The following is an 18,021-nucleotide window of genomic DNA, read 5'->3' as shown; positions in this document are numbered from 1 at the left end:
TCCGGATTGCGCACGGAACCGAGAATCGGCAATAGACGGACGGACAAAGACTCACGAGCAATCCGCTGTTCAAGTTCAGACAAGATGCTGTAGAGATTGAATTCACTGTGCTCGAACAACAGCAGCGTAGTTGGATGCAGGGCAAGAATCTGTCGGCATAACTCTGAACCGATAGAACCACCGGCCCCGGTGACAAGAACAGACTGTCCCTTGATGCAATGTTCAAGCAGGTCGCCCTGGGCCGGAACCGCATCCCGGCCCAAGAGATCAGCGATATCCACTTCCTGGATGTCGTCGACCTTTACCCGTCCGCTGGCCAAGTCCATGAAACCGGGAACGCTTCGGACGTGAAGCGGGAAACCTTCGAGATAACCAAGAATTTCACGCCGCCGCCCACGGTTTGACGAAGGGATGGCCAGCAGGACTTCCTGAGCCCCGGTGTTATCGATCATCTGCTGGATATGCTTGGGTTTATAGACCTGCAAACCGGAAATAACCCTGTCGGCAATCCCGCTATCGTCATCGATAAACGCCACCGGGCGCATGAGGCGCCCCATCCGTAAGGCAGCGACCAACTGGTTACCGGCTGAACCCGCACCGTAAATGGCAACTTTCGGCAAGCCATCGTCCCGATTGGTAAACGGGACATGCTGAGCCGCACTGAACCAGTCGCCCAAGAAGTACTGACGCATGGCCAGGCGAAGCCCGCCGATCATGATCAAACTCAACCACCAGTAGTTGAAAATGATTGAGCGTGGGACGACGTTTTGGTGATTGCTGTACCAGTACACGGAAACACCTAAGATCAACGACGCCAATGTGACAGCTTTGATAATGGCGATTAGCGCATCATTTCCAAAGTAGCGCATGACAGCACGGTACATGCCAAAGCGAATGAAAAGCGGAATAGCAATCACAGGAGCGCTAATAAATAGCCAGACGTGCTGAATAAACGGATTGACCATCTCGTCTGGTCCCAGACGCACAATAAACGCCATCCATAAGGCTACCCACACAAGAACGACGTCGGCCACAACCTGAATGAGCCGTTTTTGACGGCGTGGTAGCTCAAGCAACAGTTTGCGCAATTTACCCATAATCCCGTCGTACACCTCGAACCGCTCACCTATTGATCATGCTGACGAGTGTACGTCTCCGACGCTCTCGTAACGTTGAAATAACTTATCTGATTCAAAACATTGAAACCGGTAGCGCCATAAGGAAGCTAAATCACCATCACGGGGCGTGTGCAAGGAATGCAGGCCTCGACCGATACTACCGGCAAGAACTGAAAACTGTGAGGAGAAGGGGATCAGATATCGCGAATATCAGGCGGTTTTTCGCCATCCCTTTTCCCCACCAGCAAGAACCGACTCGCACCAAAAGGAAATTGTGAGCCCCCAAACAGGTCTAAGGCTTCACGGCTTGCTGCATAACACTGCGAATCACCTCGCAGGTCTTTTCGATTTCGGCTTCAGTCAACGTCGGGTGTACCAAGAACATCAAGCTTGTCTCACCCAGCTCTTTCGCAATAGCCAGTCGTACTTCTGGACGCCAGCCCGTATCGTCGAACGCTTTCTCGAGGTATACCTCAGAGCAAGAACCCGAAAAACATGGAACGCCAAGAGCAGAAATCTCGGACAGAATACGATCTCGATTCCAGTCAGCCTTCAACTGCTGCGGCTCTACGAACACATAACATTTATAGGCAGCGTGAGCATAATTTTCGGAAACCGCTGGAGCACGCAAACCTTTAAGCTCTCGAGCCTGCGACCAAATACGTTCCGCATAATTGATTCGGCTAGCACGCCACTGCGCCATGCGACGAAGCTGAATCCGGCCTATGACCGCTTGCACTTCCAGCATCCGCCAGTTCGTACCAAAGCTCTCATGCAACCACCGGAAACCTGGTTGATGGTCTCCTTCGTAAATGGCTTCCCAGCTCTTGCCATGATCCTTGAATGCCCACATTTTCAACCAAAGGGTGCGGTCATTCGTCGTGACCATCCCACCCTCCCCCCCAGTGGTCATGATTTTGTCCTGGCAAAACGACCAGGCGCCTATATGACCAATGGAACCTACGGGGCGTCCCTTATACTTCGCACCATGTGCCTGGGCGCAATCTTCGATTACCTTGACATCATGAAGTGCTGCCAACTCCATGATCGGATCCATATCACACGGCCAGCCGGCCAAATGCACACAGATAATACCCCGGGTACGAGGGGTCAAGACGGCCTGGATCGTCTGTGCGGTAATGTTCTGGGTATCGCGGTCGACCTCAGCGAAGACCGGAATCGCACCGGCATTGACAATGCTGGAAACTGAGGCGAGGAAGGTGCGAGGCGTGACGATGACTTCGTCTCCACGCCCAATACCCAGCGCAACCAGTGCAAGGTCAAGTGCTACAGTGCCGTTCGCCAGGGCGACGGCATATTCAGTGCCTGCCCATGTGGCGAACTCTTTCTCAAACTCGCGGCATTCCTGCCCGGTCCAGTAGTTGACCTTATTGGAAAGCACTACGTCGCGAACGGCATCGGCCTCTTCCTCAGTGAACGAAGGCCAAGGAGAAAATGGGGTATTCAACACGGTTTTTACCTGCCACACATAATTTATAAAGAACCATCGACAATCCAGCACGGCCAATCAGTCACGTGTATCCGATGGTTAAACACTCAGGATCTTGCAATCGCTCGAGCGGGCACTCCTGCGACCGTCATGTTATCAGAGATATCGCAGATCACCGCGGCTCCGGCCCCCACCATCACGTTAGAACCTATGCTGAGCACCTGTCTGACACAGGCACCGATACCAATCCAGCTTCCGTCGCCGACGGTTACTGAACCAGCCAACCGCGCACCTGGACTGACATGCACGCACGCGCCAAGAACACAGTCGTGATCAATGCTGCAGCCGGTGTTCAGAATTGCCCCTTCACCAACGATCGCATAGGCATTGACTACTGCAGATGCAAACACGACGGTTCCGGACCCGATCTTAGCGTATCGGCTTATGATCGAAGAAGGGTGCATCAAAACAGGAAGTTGTGCGCCTGAAGCTTTCAGTTCGTCCATTTTACGTCGACGGACACTATTGTTGCCAATAGCAACCAGAACTCCATCAAACTCCCCTACACGGCCGAGCAAGTCTCTGGTGTTTCCAACGACCGGCCAAACCCCGATGGAAGACACTTGTGGCCATGCGTCATCAAAGAACTCTATGACTTGCCATCCACAACATTCCGCCGTGTCAGCGACAACTTTTCCATGTCCACTCGCACCAAGAATTGCCAGCCTCTTCATTTTTTTGACCCGGTGAACTTGGTCATTGTTACTTCACCCTCAGCGCTGATCCCATCCCTGATCAAAACTTTTTTGATGGTGAGAAAAATAATTTTCAGGTCGAGCCACAGCGACTGATTGTCTACATACCAAACATCAAGTTTGAATTTTTCTTCCCAGGACAACGCATTGCGACCATTTATCTGTGCCCACCCGGTAACCCCGGGTCGCGCATCATGCCTGCGAACCTGCACTTCATTGTACAGAGGCAGATATTCCATCAATAGCGGACGAGGCCCTACCAAACTCATATCCCCCTTGATGACGTTCCACAACTCCGGCAACTCATCCAAGCTGCTGGATCGAAGAAATCTGCCAAAATCTGTCATTCGCTCAGAATCAGGTAACGGATTACCATTGGCGTCCAACGCATCCCGCATAGTGCGAAACTTAACCATCTCAAAGGGTTTACCACCGAGACCCGGTCTGACTTGTCGAAACAAAATCGGAGATCCCAATCGCTTGCGAATCAGGTATGCGACAACCGCGATCACGGGAGACAAGATAATCAACCCGGCTACAGAAGCCACAATATCGAAGAAGCGTTTTGACATCGGAAGTCCTTGAAAGACAAATTATTGTTGGGGAAAAAGCGTTGGAGTTCATTTCGACAAACGCTTGAAGTGCTCACCAAAACGCTTGACACCGACATGCAAGGACAGCTCTCTGTGATAGAACGCCAATCCGTTTTCAGCCATGTCCTTATGCCCTTGTACCGAGACATCTATCAAGGCCAGGACCGCGTCCGCAAGAGCCTGCGGATTGTCTGACTCGCTGACAACTCCACAACCGGCGTCGCGCACAAGATCGGCAGCATCACCGTCTACCGCCATCAAGATCGGCTTACCGGCCGCCATATACGCCTGGGTTTTAGAAGGAATAGTGATGGTGAACAACGGATCCTTCTTCAAATGTACAAGCAAGGCATCGGCGCTGGAAAGATAGGCTCCCACTTCAGGCATCGGAACAGCAGGCAGGAAGAATACATTGTCGAGCTGTCTGCTTTTCGCAAGTGCTTCCAGCCTGGAGGCCTCAACTCCCCCGCCCAGGAAGATAAACGCTACTTGACTGGCCTTTTCCTGCAACAACTGTGCAGCTGCAATGACTGTATCAAGCGACTGCGCCTTGCCCATATTTCCAGCAAACAGAATTCGAAACTTCGAAGTCACTGGAAAATTGGCCGGTGGATTACTCGAAGTGGAACGAACCATATCTTCGGCACACCAGTTGTAGATGACATCGATTTTTTGCGAAGGCACTCCCCGCTCGATCAATAGATGCTTGAAACCAGGAGACAATACGACAATCTGGTCTACGTGACCGTATACCCAATCGCAGACGCGAGAGACAATTTTCAGGAGCTTTTCGTTGGAAAACATCCCGGTGGCCTTGAGCGTGTCAGGCCACATATCCTGAATATCGTATACCACGGGCACACGCCGAAAAAAACGAACCAGCGCAGCCGCAATACCTACCGTCAATGGAGGATGGTAGGCATAAATGACATCCGGTTTTTTCGCTCGAAAAAGGCCATACAGCAAAATACTGGCTGCAAAGCTTATGTAGTTAAAAAGTCGGCCGACACCACTCTGCCCATGGCTTGGGTAGAGTGGTAGACGCGTCACATGGACGCCGTCGATGACTTCGCGCTGCAAGGGTTTGATCCTATAGCCAGGATACAATTTACCACCGGGATAGTTTGGAAACCCGGTGACAACCTCGACTTCAAAACCCTGCTCAACTAACTCACGAGCAAAAACAAGCCCTTTGAACGTTGGCTCAGGATCAAACCACTGAGTGAACAGTAAAACACGAATGGTCATTCGTATTAGTACCTTCTCCAAACGGTCCGCATGACATAATCACGATAGCTGTGAATGATTCGAACCACTTTCTCAGCCACGTTAGGCATGCTGTAGTCCGCTACAAGTCGCAGCGTACGCTCTTCGTCACGATCCTGACCTTCCAGCACTTGCAAGCCCTGCATCACGCGCTCGACCTCGAGACCAACCATCATTACCGCGGCCTCTTCCATACCCTCTGGACGCTCATGAGCTTCCCGAATATTCAACGCAGGGAAGTTAAGAATGGAAGATTCTTCGTTGATCGTACCGCTGTCAGAAAGGACTGCCTTGGAATCAAGCTGCAACTTGTTGTAGTCCTTGAACCCCAATGGCTTGAGCAAGCGAACATTTTCATGGAACTTCACACCCATGGCGTCAACCCGCTTCTGGGTACGTGGGTGGGTTGAAACAATAACGGGATAGCCATAATGCTCGGCGACCGTATTCAGAACCTCGACTAGCTTGCCGAAATTTTTATCGGAATCGATATTCTCTTCGCGGTGTGCGCTAACGACGAAAAACTTACCCTTCTCCAGACCGAGACGAGCAAGGACATCCGACGCTTCAATGCCTTCACGATAATAATTGAGCACTTCAAACATCGGGCTACCGGTCTTGATTACCATGTCAGGCGAAAGACCTTCGCGCAGCAAGTAATCACGAGCGATCGTACTGTAAGTCAGATTGATATCCGCAGTATGATCGACAATACGACGATTGATCTCTTCGGGAACACGCATGTCGAAACAGCGATTACCAGCTTCCATATGGAAGGTCGGGATCTTGCGGCGCTTGGCAGGAATGACTGCCATGCAGCTATTTGTGTCTCCCAAGACCAACAGAGCCTCTGGTTCAATTTCAGCCAGGACGCGATCCACACTAATAATCACGTTACCGATAGTTTCGGCGCCAGTGGCACCCGCAGCGTTCAGAAAATGATCAGGCTTGCGGATCCCTAAGTCCTGAAAGAAAATTTCATTCAGTTCGTAATCGTAATTCTGCCCGGTATGGACAAGTACGTGATCACAATACTGATCCAGAGCAGCCATTACGCGCGACAGACGAATGATTTCCGGACGGGTTCCCACTACGGTTACGACTTTTAATTTTTTCATGATTTTAAACGTCACATTTCAAAAAGTGATAGATAAGTAATTAACACTAGCCAGCGCTTTCATCATCAGCCAGCACGATAAAAGCGCTTAACTCATCGGCAACCCCGTCACACATCACTGTGTAACCTTTGCTTTGTCACAGCTGCTGACCAGGCCTGACTGAGGACTGCGCTCTCACTGGGCTGGCATAATGACACATTTGAGTCCAATTCTTTGATTATCGTCGGCGCACCATCCAAAGGTGACCATTTTAGCATCGCGCGCCGACCCCGACACCAGCACGTCGTCAGTAGACAGCGCCCCTGGTGCCATCACTCGCTTACCTTATTCGCAGCGTTGAAGTCTTCGTAATACTGTTGCGTTCGCAGTCGACCATCACCCTCTTCATTGGTCAGCACATATTTTATATATGACTGATAGGGAGTAAATGGCATCGCAGAACCGGCAGAAACAAAAAACAACAGTGAAGCGAGACTAACAACCGCGACACTTGCAGCTACCATTGCGCGACCAGGCTCCCGCAACTGCCTGAGAATGTCGTATATGATTACCGCCTGAGCAAAACAAGCCAGATATTGAATGCGGTTCCATATCAGAGCAAAATCAAACAAAAATGATTGCGCACCGATCAAACATATAAGCGCACCAATTAACACTAACTCTCGACGCGTTATTTCTTTTAGATACAGCTTGGCCAACCCAAGCAACATACAATTCAAAACCAAGTAACCGGCCCCCGCTATTGAGCGCTGGGAAAAACCAAAACCAGCATAGACACTGAGCTTCTCGGAAACGAACGGAATATTTGCGACGGCCCCCAAGCCTAGAGCAACTTGGCCTGAACCGATACCAACACTATAAAAAAGCAAACAGACTGCGATATAGATCCATACATGTGTGATCAGGTAACGGATTCCGCGAAGAAAGAATATGGGCGCATACATAAGCGCCGAGTACTGAAAACCCATAGCAATGAAAAAACCAAAAAAGGCTTTCTTCGACCGTCCGAAAACAAAGCTTTCCATTGACAAAAGCATAATGGAAACAGCAATAGACTGACGTATTGTCCCCATCTCCAATGGAATATACACCCAACAAAAAACAAAAGCCAAACCAAGTGAAACACGCGAATCAAACCGATAAAAAAATCTGCACGCACAATATGTATTGAAAGTACCAACTAAAAACAGAAAAAACTGAAAGTTACCAACCCGAGAAACAAGGTAATTCAACAAATAGAAAAGTGGCTCCATTGAGACCACATCTCGCGGAAAGTCCATAAACACGGAATTTTCTACGGCATTATAATATTGCTCATAAACCACCCAATCGAAGCCTGTTTCGAATCTAAACGCGCAAATTAACCAAAAGGCGAGTAATGCTACGAAAAAGCTTATGCCAGTCTTCGTCTTAATGAACAGTCCTGGAATTGTTATGACCCAAAGCAAGACACCAATACCAAGATAAAAAAACATGACAATCCTTTCCTTAACACCTGCAGACCAAAGACGGCGACTAACGATCCGAACATTTAAAAGTTATTAACCGATACATCCATCTTACCGTGATCTAATTAGACCTGCCATCTTAATAGCCCGCATCGCCTGAACGAACATACGCCAGCATGTATCATCAAATTAACACTGCAGGGTCACGCGAAAAATGACTCCCCGCCCTGCTCGCTCAGGCGATCAAAGCAGAGAGCATTTCCAACCTAGGCCTCGCTGCCGACCGGACGTGCGTACGTGTCCGGTAGCTCGCGATCAAAAATTTCGTTCGCCCAAAGCATCACAATCATCTCCTCATCCCCGGCATTGGTGATGTCATGAGTCCAACCTGGAACCGTCTCAACGATTTCCGGTTGATCACCGCTGGTGAACAACTCATAAAACTCGTCAGATACGATATGCCTAAAGCGAAAACAAGCCCTACCTTTTATTACCAAAAACTTTTCAGTTTTCGAATGGTGGTAGTGACCACCACGTGTAACACCCGGATGAGCGGTGAAGTATGAAAATTGACCACTGTCTCCGGTTTTCAGCATCTCGACAAATACCCCTCTAGGATCACCGTACTTTGGAACCTGGTAGGTGAAACTCTCGGGAGGTAAATAGCTGACATAGGTGGAGTAAAGCGCACGTACCAAGCCAGTACCGACCGGCTCCGTGATCAAGGTGTCACGACTTTCGCGAAACGCCTCCAACTGCTTTGCCAGAGCTCCAACACTGATACAGTATTGAGGCTGGACGTCTACGAATCCATCATCTGACGACTTTCCATCCATCGCTGAAATGAAGTGTTTGATAACATCATCGATATAGACAAGATTAATATTTGCGTGTGGGTCATTGATAGTAACCGGCAGTCCACGCGCAATATTATGGCAAAACGTTGCAACTGCCGAGTTGTAATTCGGCCGAGCCCACTTGCCAAAGACATTTGGAAGCCTGAACAAGTAAACGGGTGAACCAGACTTTTCCGCGAGCGCTGTCAGCGCCTCTTCAGCACCAAGCTTGCTATGGCCGTACGGATTATCCTGCTCAGCCTGAATGGACGAAGTATAAAGTACTGGCACCGGTTTACCGCATGCTGATACCGCTTCACAAAGAGCTTGCGTCAAGTCCGTATTACCAGCCTTGAACTCTTCCGGATCTTGTGGTCGATTCACTCCTGCCAAGTGAAATACAAAATCCACACTGCTTATTAGTGCCAATAACTGATTGATACTATCGTCCCGAGTGAACCGGACGACTTCAATATCAGCGCGCTCGTTCAGATGCGCTATCAAGTTCTTGCCCACAAAACCATTGGAACCGGTGACCAGCACTTTCATGGTTTCACTCCTCCGGCGTCGCGTGTTCACCACGCTGAATAGCGCGCATAAAGTCCAGCTTCAACAGCAGGTTCTTCATACCTTCGATATCCAGTCTCTCGGTATTATGGGAGTTATAATCTTCAGTGCGAGAAATTTTTTCCTCCCCTTGCTCCACAAATTTTGCGTAGTTCAAATCGCGTAGATCAGGCGGCACTCGGAAGTAATCACCACGATCTTCCGCGCAGGCCATTTCTTCACGACTCAACAGCGCTTCATACAGCTTTTCACCATGGCGAGTACCGATCACTTGAATCGGGTGCTCCGGCAGATTGAGCATTTGAGTCAGCGCATTGGCAAGAGTTTCTACTGTAGCTGCTGGCGCTTTCTGCACAAACAGGTCGCCATTGTTGCCGTGCTCAAAAGCATACAACACCAAATCCACCGCATCCGCCAGAGTCATCATAAAGCGAGTCATGCTAGGGTCGGTCAGGGTCAAAGGCTTGCCGTCGCGAATCTGCTGAATGAACAGCGGAATAACCGAACCTCGCGAAGCCATGACGTTGCCGTAGCGCGTTCCGCAAATGACAGTCTTCTCATCATCAGCACTACGCGACTTGGCCACCATCACCTTCTCCATCATCGCCTTGGAGATTCCCATTGCATTGATGGGATAAACGGCCTTGTCAGTACTCAAGCAAACAACGCGCTTGACACCATTTTGAATAGCCGCTTCAAGTACGTTCTCCGTACCCAGGACATTGGTCTTCACAGCCTCCATAGGGTGGAACTCGCAGGATGGAACCTGCTTGAGCGCCGCCGCGTGGAAAATGTAATCGACGCCACGAGTGGCATTCAGGACGCTCTGGTAATCACGAACATCACCAATATAGAACTTCAGCTTGGAGCTCGCGTAATGCTTACGCATGTCATCCTGCTTTTTTTCATCCCGACTAAATATGCGAATCTCGGCAATATCGGTATCAAGAAAGCGCTTCAAGACAGCATTACCAAAGGACCCGGTACCACCGGTGATCAAAAGCGTCTTATTCTGAAACATAATATCCTCACAACATTATTTGTTTCAAACAGCCACAAGAAGACTCATATTTTATGCCTTTAAAACTGATGACAACAAACATCAGAAATACAATGCAAAAAAACAAATCTGACACGTGTGCCGATTGATTGTTAGCTAGTGTATTTAACACCGACAAATACACAAACAAGCACAGGAGCACCAAGGTTTTAGCACTCATTTTCCACAGTACTGCATTTTTCCAGGCGCCGCGCCAGAAAAACCCCATCACGACTATTGGCAGAGTAACTCCCAGAAAACCTAGATCGCCAGTTAGCCGCGGAAAGATAGTCACCCACTGCGAGCCATCGTCACTTTCTACAGTCACCATCAAAGCACAGGCCATGCCCAACATAAAAGGAGGCAGAAGAACCTTACCTAATTCATTGGACATAAATCACACTCCACAAGCACAGAGCTATACGACCAAATCAAGAAGTTGGGACGTAATGTGCTTCACTTCAAACACTTCTTTAAAACGCACCGGCCCCAACTCACTCATCACCCTCATCTTATCAGTATCGCGCAGCAACACCTCGATAGATTCGAGCAACTTATCAGGCTCTCCAGCTTCAACACTGATGCCTACGCCTAATGAGGCTATATAGTCCCCATAATCCGTAGAGGACTCTACCGACGCGATAATAGGCAAACCCACTCTCAAATAATCTATCGTTTTAGATGGAAAGCTTGGGACATCAACATCCCTGACCGTACATACAAGAGCGAGATCACAGGATTTTATCAACCCCACATACTCATCTCGAGGTATACGTGGAATCCAGATAAGATTTCCACAGCATTGCTCGATACTTGCCTCCACAAGTGACTCAAGGGAACCACTCCCGATCACGAGAAACGTTACGGGAGAACCACGCTGCTGCGAAAGCTTAGCGGCCCCTATCAGGTCTTCAAGACCTCGACCGTGAACGAGTTGGCCACCAAAAACAACAAGCGGCCTGTCCTGCGGCAAAGAATACTTTTGGCGAATATCGGCACGATCCACCCCAGGCAATGTTGTTTCTTTCCCCCACACCGGGGTGATGCAAATTTTTTGCTCATCGCGAATAGGGTAATGAGTACGAAGATAAGTTTCGTTCGCAGGCGACATACACGCAATCACATCGAATTGGCGTATCAGCGTCTCTTCAACCTTTCTTGCTACAAAGAAAGAAACACCAGACGAAAATAAACCGATTTGTCGATGATGATGCGGAAAGAAATCCCACTGAATCAATAGCGACGTAAGCTTTTTGTTTCGGGCCAACAACATAATTGGCAAAGCCATGGTAATGGCAGGTGAAAACCCAATCACCGCATCAAATTTGCGTTGCTTGACCAGCTTTCGCGAAATCGAATATGCAGAAAATGACGAGAGGCTCCACTTCAGGATACGAGTAACGAACCCAAATGGGGAACTCACCAACACCGGAGGGATCGAAATCACTTCGACCCCGTTTCCCAGCTTTAGATTCGAACGGGTGCTGCCGGGTTTTGCCGACCAGTCGAGACATAGCACGGTCACCTCATGCCCCAACTCCTGGAAAGAATCGGCCAATTCGTTTGTAAGCCAAGGATCATTTTCAGACAATGAAAACTTGGTACACATCATAAGAATCTTCATGACTTCCCTCTCTTAAACCAAAATCCCAGCCCTACGGCCATGAATATGGAAAGCAACCCGTAAGTAATCACGTGCGCATACACTGGAGCCATAGATCCAAAAGTACTCAGCAGCATGAGAAACACGCTAAAAATAAATATACCTTGTGCAAATTCGAATATTATCGACACTCGCACAGCACCTCTAGCCATGAATATCAAAGATATTGAAGACGCGATCGTTCGAAAAATATCTCCAACCATTTGAGGCAAAAAATAGTCAGTCATCGGAAGAAACTCGTCTGAAAAAACCAACTTAACAACAATATTTTTCAGACTATAAAGAGCGATAAAACCTAACATGAGAGCTGACAACAACCACAATAAACTGACTTTAAACTCTTTAATAACCAAGTTAAGATTGGCTGCTGATGCATACCGAGGCAACACATAATTCATCAAAACAACACCAACGAACTGCATATAGACATCAGACAGCTTAATCACACCCTGCCACAGCCCCACCTGCTCCCAGCCAAACCTCTGCGCCATACCATCACGCATCAAAATTTGCGCAACTGGAACGGATGTAGAACCTACCAAGGCCAAAACTGAAAAAGACAACAGGTGACGCATTCTAACCTTATCGACCAGGAATCTCGAAAAATGGAATAGCTCTCTCCGACCTGAAGCCATAAACAACAATGTGACAATTGCGGTTAATGCCGGCATTAGCATTACCGAGTACGCAGCACCGTCAAAACCAAACGAGTTGACTGCAAGGGCCAACACAAGCGTACCAAGTACGGTTCCTAATATATTGACCTTCGCATAGAAAACGCTCTCACCACGACTGCTTGCCTCTGCCTGAACCAAGCTTGCGTAACCCACAATCGCTTGAACCAACCCAAGGCCTACGAAAAGAGCGGTAAACCCTCCCTGCATTAAACGATTTGAAAGTGCGGTGGAGAAAAGCATCAATAACAGTGCAACAATTGCAGAGATTACGGTCGTTAGTGTAAATGCCGTAGCAAACCAGGCCTTCCCTTCCTTCGATGCAACAGGTGACTCCGCCAGGACCTTGATCAAACCATTGGTTATTCCGCCGCCGGCAAACATGCCCGTAATAGCAACCAGCGTCATGAGCTGACCAAGCAATCCAAAACCATCCGGCCCCAACTTCCAAGCCAGTAGTTTTATTACTATGAGTCCTGCTACGGCCTTCACTAGTATTGAGGAGGCGAAATGGATACCAGCTTTCAACCTTGCCAAACTTCAAACCTCATCGCAGTGCCCTTTTTCTTGCAGCCTGGAATCACGCCAAGAAAGCCACACCCAAGCAGTGGCATCCACTGCTGGGTAATCCATCACTTAAGCACACGTCCCAATACGAATGGAGCAACAAAAGGTACGCCCCCTGAATTCCTTTATCCAAGCAACCATCAGTGCCACCATCAAACACACCCTTACGTGCTACCAGACGAGAAATGCTGGCCAGACAGCAGCGTACGACTGAGAAAAACCCGCAAATTCAACACACTTACAGCTCCAGAGTCAACCCTCACTCATCAGCCAGAACGCCTTGCTCAAGGCACGCTGCCGATACAAACCGGGCGTACGCCTTGAAATGACAAATAGCTCTCTGTAATCGGGCTCGAAAGCAATACCGAAACCCGCCGACCAGGCCATTCAAAGCCCCCATCGGACTGTGTCCGTACAGCTACAAAAAATTGATTATACCTGTGCACACGTAGCATCGCTGCCACACAATTCGACAATCTCACCTTCAAGCACAAATTCACTCCTGTCGAGCCAAATCCGTCGGAATTTATCGGTGGCACGCTCAAGCAACGCAAGACCGAGCAAAAAGCATAGACTCTGATCTCCAGACGAACGGGCACATGGCAAAGCTGTAGGTTTAAATGGGAATTCCCAGAATAAAAATCAAGGCCGAATCTTCAGAATGCCGACAAATAGCCAGCAACTTCTTCAACTAAATAGCTTGATAGATGTTACGAATGGGGGGGGGGCAGAAAAAGAGTCAAAAGTGCAGGATATCAACAAAAAAACTGAAGAGTATGCATTACCCTAATCACTTCGATTGTGCCCCCATTGAGAAGCAACCGCATCATGATACGCGCCAAAAATTGATTAATCCGCCAGTCATTAATATGATAAGGGTTACCACATCTTTACTGAGAAAAAACCGACTTCTTGGATGAATTCGAAGAAAGGAAATAGAGCACCAAGACAAAGCCCACCCCCAACAACACGCCAAAGAGAAAACCGAGCATAATTATTAAAGATTTTTTAGGTTTTATAGGGTTGAGCGGTGGCTTGGCATCTCCATCCATGCGATAGGCGACTACATCCTGAAGATTTGAAGAAATGGACTTGTAAAACGCCCGCTTTGACTCAAGATCCCGCAGACGCCCAATGAAAGGGTCATTCGCACCTCGCGCCTCCAGGTTTTCAATTTCCGCTTCCAGCGCTTTAGTGCCACGCATGTAAATGAGCTGCCCATCGACGCTGCCAGCGATTTGAACCGCGGGATTGCCAGTAATAATAGGAGGCTTCTCCAATCCAATGGCGTTCGCAACCCGAAGAGCTTCACGCAGTTTTGTGATGGTATCCTCTCGGACTTTTTGAGCATTTTCACGCAAATCGGCAATTTGTCGATCAAGACTGCGAACTTTGACATCCGCCTCATATAAAACGTTTTTTACTATTTCCTGCTCCGCCAACTTACCTGCTCGATGAATATATTCTTGCGCCCATTGCGCAGCTTGGTCGGGGTTACTACTTTGAATAGTAACCACATACTCATCAGGAAGATCTTTTCTTGTCTGAGACACAACCAAGCGTTTGGAAAGCTCGGAATACAGAAGATTACTGCCAGCCTTGCCCTCGTCTTTACTTGATCCGGGCGCCATTACTTCAGCAATGAATGTTTGACGGAGAGTCTCGCCCCTCAAACTCTGCAAAAAAATCGAGTACACATCTTTAACGGTAATAGGAACCAGCTCTGTTTCGCTGCCTCGGCCGTAATTTAGATTCGCAATATCATTGTAAGTAGGAGGCATAGCAATTGCACTTGCCTCATAAACTGGGTGAGCCAAAAAAACGTAGGCTATTGCAATCAAGGTTACTACGCTTGTAGTAGCGAAAGTCGTCCATTTTTTTTTCCATAGCACGCGAAAAATATCGGAGATATCAATCTCGCCCATGTCATTGGATTCTTTACTATTCAAAATTCTTAATTTCCACTACAGATTGATCACTCAGCTCAGCAAATCATCAGCCCAATCAGGTACGGCTTCGCCTTTGCTTAAAAGCCATCGCCAAAAGCGGACCAAGCAAAATACCACCTAACAAAAATGTCGCTACGAAAACAGAAACCGGGAGTGGCTGCGTTGTCATCCCCAAAAAAGAAATAGAGGTAAGCTGCTGATTTTCAAGCATAAAAACTAAAATAGCAGCAAAAAGCACTAGTAAGCACAGCCCCAGGACAGCCTTTCTGAAACTATTCATTAGAGCCTACCCCGGAAAACGCATTAAAACTCACCAGCATCATCCTCATCCTCATTCACCCGATCCCTAAGCTCTTTCCCCGGCTTGAAATGCGGAACGAACTTGCCATCGAGACTGACAGACTGGCCAGTTTTCGGATTGCGCCCTACCCGTGGCGCACGGTAGTGCAGAGAGAAGCTGCCAAACCCCCGGATCTCGATACGATCCCCGGTAGCCAGACATTGGGACATTTGCTCAAGCATGGTCTTGATGGCCAGCTCCACATCCTTGGATGAGAGCAGCCCTTGATGGGTGACAATTCGTTCGATCAACTCCGACTTCGTCATATTTTTCCCTTCTTTTTCAAGCAGCTAGATCAGCGCTTCAAAGGTTTTAGCACGCCTGCACGATTTTGAACAGCCTGAGTTTTGCCATCCATCCCAGGCCCCCAAAATGCTTGATTCCCGGAACGGGAAGACTCTGGGCGATCACCCTGTCATCGGCAAATCACCAGCATAGTGCGCGTCAGGAAACCTGCCGGGTTGAACCCAAAAAGCCCCCCTTCCTCCTCCTCTTCCTTGAGATCATCAGACCTTGTCACAACCTGGTAGCCCATCCCCTTGCATTCCCTGGCCGCACGCTTGTAACACTTCTCCCATTTCGAACCGAGCCCCGAGCAATCGACCTCAATACCGCTAACCCCACGCACTACGTGAGTTTTGGCGTTAGTGGTACAACCCGCCAATGCCAGCGCGGCTACTGCGACAATGAGCTTGTTCATTCACGTCCTTTTGCCAGAAAGCCTATCGGGCGATCATTAGCCTCAGGCTAAAGACTAGCTGCAAATAAGCGATTGATCCGACTAAACATTCAGACCCTCTTTCGGCGTTTTTGGTTCACGACCCAAGCAACTGCATCCGCACCTAACTCACCAAACGCCAGGCACAAAAAAGGGCGACCGAAGTCGCCCTTTTTTTACAGAAAGTCAGAACTTAGTTCTGTTTTTCCATTTGTGCACGCAGCAGGTCACCCAGAGTGGTGGCCACAGGAGCATCAGTAGCTACTGGCTTGTCGCGCAGGCTCTGGATTGCTTCTTTCTCGTCTTCAACGTCTTTCGACTTGATCGAGAGCTGAATTACACGGCTCTTGCGGTCAACGCTGATGATCTTGGCTTCTACTTCTTCGCCTTCTTTCAGAACGTTGCGCGCGTCTTCAACGCGGTCACGGCTGATTTCGGAGGCTTTCAGAGTCGCTTCGATATCGTCGGCCAGAGTGATGATGGCGCCTTTAGCGTCAACTTCCTTCACGATGCCTTTAACGATGGCGCCTTTGTCGTTCTCTTGAACGTACTCGGAGAACGGATCGCTTTCCAGTTGCTTGATACCCAGGGAGATGCGCTCGCGCTCTGGGTCAACCGACAGGATAACGGTGTCCAGCTCGTCGCCCTTCTTGAAGCGGCGAACGGCTTCTTCGCCCACTTCGTTCCAGGAGATGTCGGACAGGTGAACCAGACCGTCGATGCCGCCGTCCAGACCAATGAAGATACCGAAATCGGTGATCGACTTGATGGTGCCGGAGATTTTATCGCCCTTGTTGAACTGGCCAGAGAAATCTTCCCATGGGTTAGATTTGCACTGCTTGATGCCCAGGGAGATACGACGACGCTCTTCGTCGATGTCCAGAACCATGACTTCCACTTCGTCGCCGACTTGTACGACTTTCGAAGGGTGGATGTTCTTGTTGGTCCAGTCCATTTCGGAAACGTGTACCAGACCTTCAACGCCTTCTTCCAGCTCAGCGAAGCAGCCGTAGTCGGTCAGGTTGGTTACACGCGCGGTAACGCGAGTGCTTTCTGGGTAACGGGCTTTGATAGCAACCCATGGATCTTCGCCCAGCTGCTTCAGGCCCAGGGAAACACGATTGCGCTCGCGATCGTATTTCAGAACCTTGACATCGATCTCGTCGCCAACGTTGACGATTTCGGAAGGATGCTTGATACGCTTCCAAGCCATGTCGGTAATGTGCAGCAGGCCATCGACGCCACCCAGATCGACGAATGCGCCGTAATCGGTGAGGTTCTTGACGATACCTTTGACTTGTTGGCCTTCCTGCAGGGATTCCAGCAGAGCTTCGCGCTCGGCGGAGTTCTCGGCTTCCAGGACGCTGCGACGGGAAACGACAACGTTGTTGCGCTTCTGGTCCAGCTTGATGACCTTGAATTCCAGCTCTTTGCCTTCCAGGTGCGTGGTGTCGCGCACTGGACGGACGTCAACCAGAGAACCTGGCAGGAACGCACGGATGCCGTTAACGTCGACAGTGAAGCCGCCTTTAACCTTACCGTTGATAACGCCCTTGACCACTTCTTCGGCTGCGAAGGCTGCTTCCAGAACAATCCAGCATTCAGCGCGCTTGGCTTTTTCACGGGACAGCTTGGTTTCACCAAAGCCGTCTTCAACCGAGTCCAGAGCAACGTGAACTTCGTCACCGACGTTGATGTTCAGTTCGCCAGCGTCGTTGTAGAACTGCTCAAGCGGGATGAGTGCTTCAGACTTCAGGCCAGCGTGAACGGTTACCCAGCGAGCTTGGTAATCGATATCAACGATAACACCGGTGATGATGGAGCCTGCCTGAAGGTTCAGGGTTTTTAGGCTTTCTTCAAAGAGTTCCGCAAAGCTTTCGCTCATTTTAATTCCTGTTGATGAGGGCGAAGAATACGCCC

The 18,021-nt window shown here is 49.2% G+C and carries 17 protein-coding genes; all 17 read right to left on the bottom strand.

Annotated elements, in window-relative coordinates; all coding sequences use genetic code 11:
* On the bottom strand, positions 1 to 1,097 hold a 1,097-nt coding region (locus AC1RDQ_RS25845; protein WP_492588460.1), incomplete at its 3' end, for a nucleoside-diphosphate sugar epimerase/dehydratase.
* 313 nt (positions 1,098 to 1,410) lie between these two features.
* On the bottom strand, positions 1,411 to 2,589 hold the full coding sequence (locus tag AC1RDQ_RS25840; protein ID WP_492588461.1) for a DegT/DnrJ/EryC1/StrS family aminotransferase: 1,179 nt from the start codon (positions 2,587 to 2,589) through the stop codon (positions 1,411 to 1,413).
* Positions 2,590 to 2,675: 86 nt separating this feature from the next.
* Complete coding sequence (locus AC1RDQ_RS25835) at positions 2,676 to 3,302, bottom strand: acetyltransferase (RefSeq protein ID WP_492588459.1); 627 nt, start codon at positions 3,300 to 3,302, stop codon at positions 2,676 to 2,678.
* The gene (locus tag AC1RDQ_RS25830) at positions 3,299 to 3,895 is read right to left on the bottom strand and encodes a sugar transferase (RefSeq protein WP_492588458.1); all 597 of its coding nucleotides are present in this window, start codon (positions 3,893 to 3,895) and stop codon (positions 3,299 to 3,301) included. The genes AC1RDQ_RS25835 and AC1RDQ_RS25830 overlap by 4 nt, the downstream gene beginning before the upstream one ends.
* 48 nt (positions 3,896 to 3,943) lie before the next feature.
* A complete protein-coding gene (locus tag AC1RDQ_RS25825; protein WP_492588457.1) occupies positions 3,944 to 5,164 on the bottom strand; it encodes a glycosyltransferase family 4 protein in 1,221 nt (406 codons plus the stop codon).
* A gap of 5 nt (positions 5,165 to 5,169) precedes the next feature.
* Positions 5,170 to 6,300, bottom strand: a complete 1,131-nt coding sequence (gene wecB, locus AC1RDQ_RS25820; protein WP_150726251.1) for a non-hydrolyzing UDP-N-acetylglucosamine 2-epimerase — start codon at positions 6,298 to 6,300, stop codon at positions 5,170 to 5,172.
* A gap of 311 nt (positions 6,301 to 6,611) precedes the next feature.
* Positions 6,612 to 7,775, bottom strand: a complete 1,164-nt coding sequence (locus AC1RDQ_RS25815) for an EpsG family protein (RefSeq protein ID WP_492588456.1) — start codon at positions 7,773 to 7,775, stop codon at positions 6,612 to 6,614.
* Positions 7,776 to 8,014: 239 nt separating this feature from the next.
* A complete protein-coding gene (wbjC, locus tag AC1RDQ_RS25810) occupies positions 8,015 to 9,133 on the bottom strand; it encodes a UDP-2-acetamido-2,6-beta-L-arabino-hexul-4-ose reductase (protein WP_492588455.1) in 1,119 nt (372 codons plus the stop codon).
* Between the two features lie 4 nt (positions 9,134 to 9,137).
* Entirely contained in the window at positions 9,138 to 10,172 is a 1,035-nt protein-coding gene (locus AC1RDQ_RS25805; protein WP_150726248.1) for a polysaccharide biosynthesis protein, read from the bottom strand.
* 7 nt (positions 10,173 to 10,179) lie between these two features.
* Entirely contained in the window at positions 10,180 to 10,584 is a 405-nt protein-coding gene (locus AC1RDQ_RS25800) for a hypothetical protein (protein ID WP_492588454.1), read from the bottom strand.
* 24 nt (positions 10,585 to 10,608) lie between these two features.
* Positions 10,609 to 11,814, bottom strand: a complete 1,206-nt coding sequence (locus tag AC1RDQ_RS25795; RefSeq protein WP_489270973.1) for a glycosyltransferase family 4 protein — start codon at positions 11,812 to 11,814, stop codon at positions 10,609 to 10,611.
* On the bottom strand, positions 11,811 to 13,064 hold the full coding sequence (locus tag AC1RDQ_RS25790; protein ID WP_492588453.1) for an O-antigen translocase: 1,254 nt from the start codon (positions 13,062 to 13,064) through the stop codon (positions 11,811 to 11,813). Before AC1RDQ_RS25790 ends, AC1RDQ_RS25795 begins: the two co-directional genes overlap by 4 nt.
* A 920-nt stretch (positions 13,065 to 13,984) precedes the next feature.
* Positions 13,985 to 15,019: an LPS O-antigen chain length determinant protein WzzB gene (locus AC1RDQ_RS25785; RefSeq protein WP_492588451.1), complete on the bottom strand. Its 1,035-nt coding sequence runs from the start codon at positions 15,017 to 15,019 to the stop codon at positions 13,985 to 13,987.
* Between the two features lie 79 nt (positions 15,020 to 15,098).
* On the bottom strand, positions 15,099 to 15,323 hold the full coding sequence (locus AC1RDQ_RS25780; RefSeq protein ID WP_150726242.1) for a lipopolysaccharide assembly protein LapA domain-containing protein: 225 nt from the start codon (positions 15,321 to 15,323) through the stop codon (positions 15,099 to 15,101).
* Between the two features lie 23 nt (positions 15,324 to 15,346).
* Positions 15,347 to 15,649, bottom strand: a complete 303-nt coding sequence (ihfB, locus tag AC1RDQ_RS25775; protein ID WP_150726241.1) for an integration host factor subunit beta — start codon at positions 15,647 to 15,649, stop codon at positions 15,347 to 15,349.
* Between the two features lie 149 nt (positions 15,650 to 15,798).
* Positions 15,799 to 16,083 carry a hypothetical protein gene (locus AC1RDQ_RS25770; RefSeq protein WP_492588450.1) on the bottom strand — a complete coding sequence of 95 codons (285 nt, stop codon included), beginning with the start codon at positions 16,081 to 16,083 and terminating at the stop codon, positions 15,799 to 15,801.
* 211 nt (positions 16,084 to 16,294) lie between these two features.
* Complete coding sequence (gene rpsA / locus AC1RDQ_RS25765; RefSeq protein WP_007973639.1) at positions 16,295 to 17,986, bottom strand: 30S ribosomal protein S1; 1,692 nt, start codon at positions 17,984 to 17,986, stop codon at positions 16,295 to 16,297.
* Between the last annotated feature and the right edge of the window lie 35 nt (positions 17,987 to 18,021).

This window comes from Pseudomonas sp. GW823-FHT02E01 (assembly GCF_058797535.1).
Note: the sequence above shows the minus strand (reverse complement) of the source record. Positions and strands in the feature narration are given on the sequence as shown.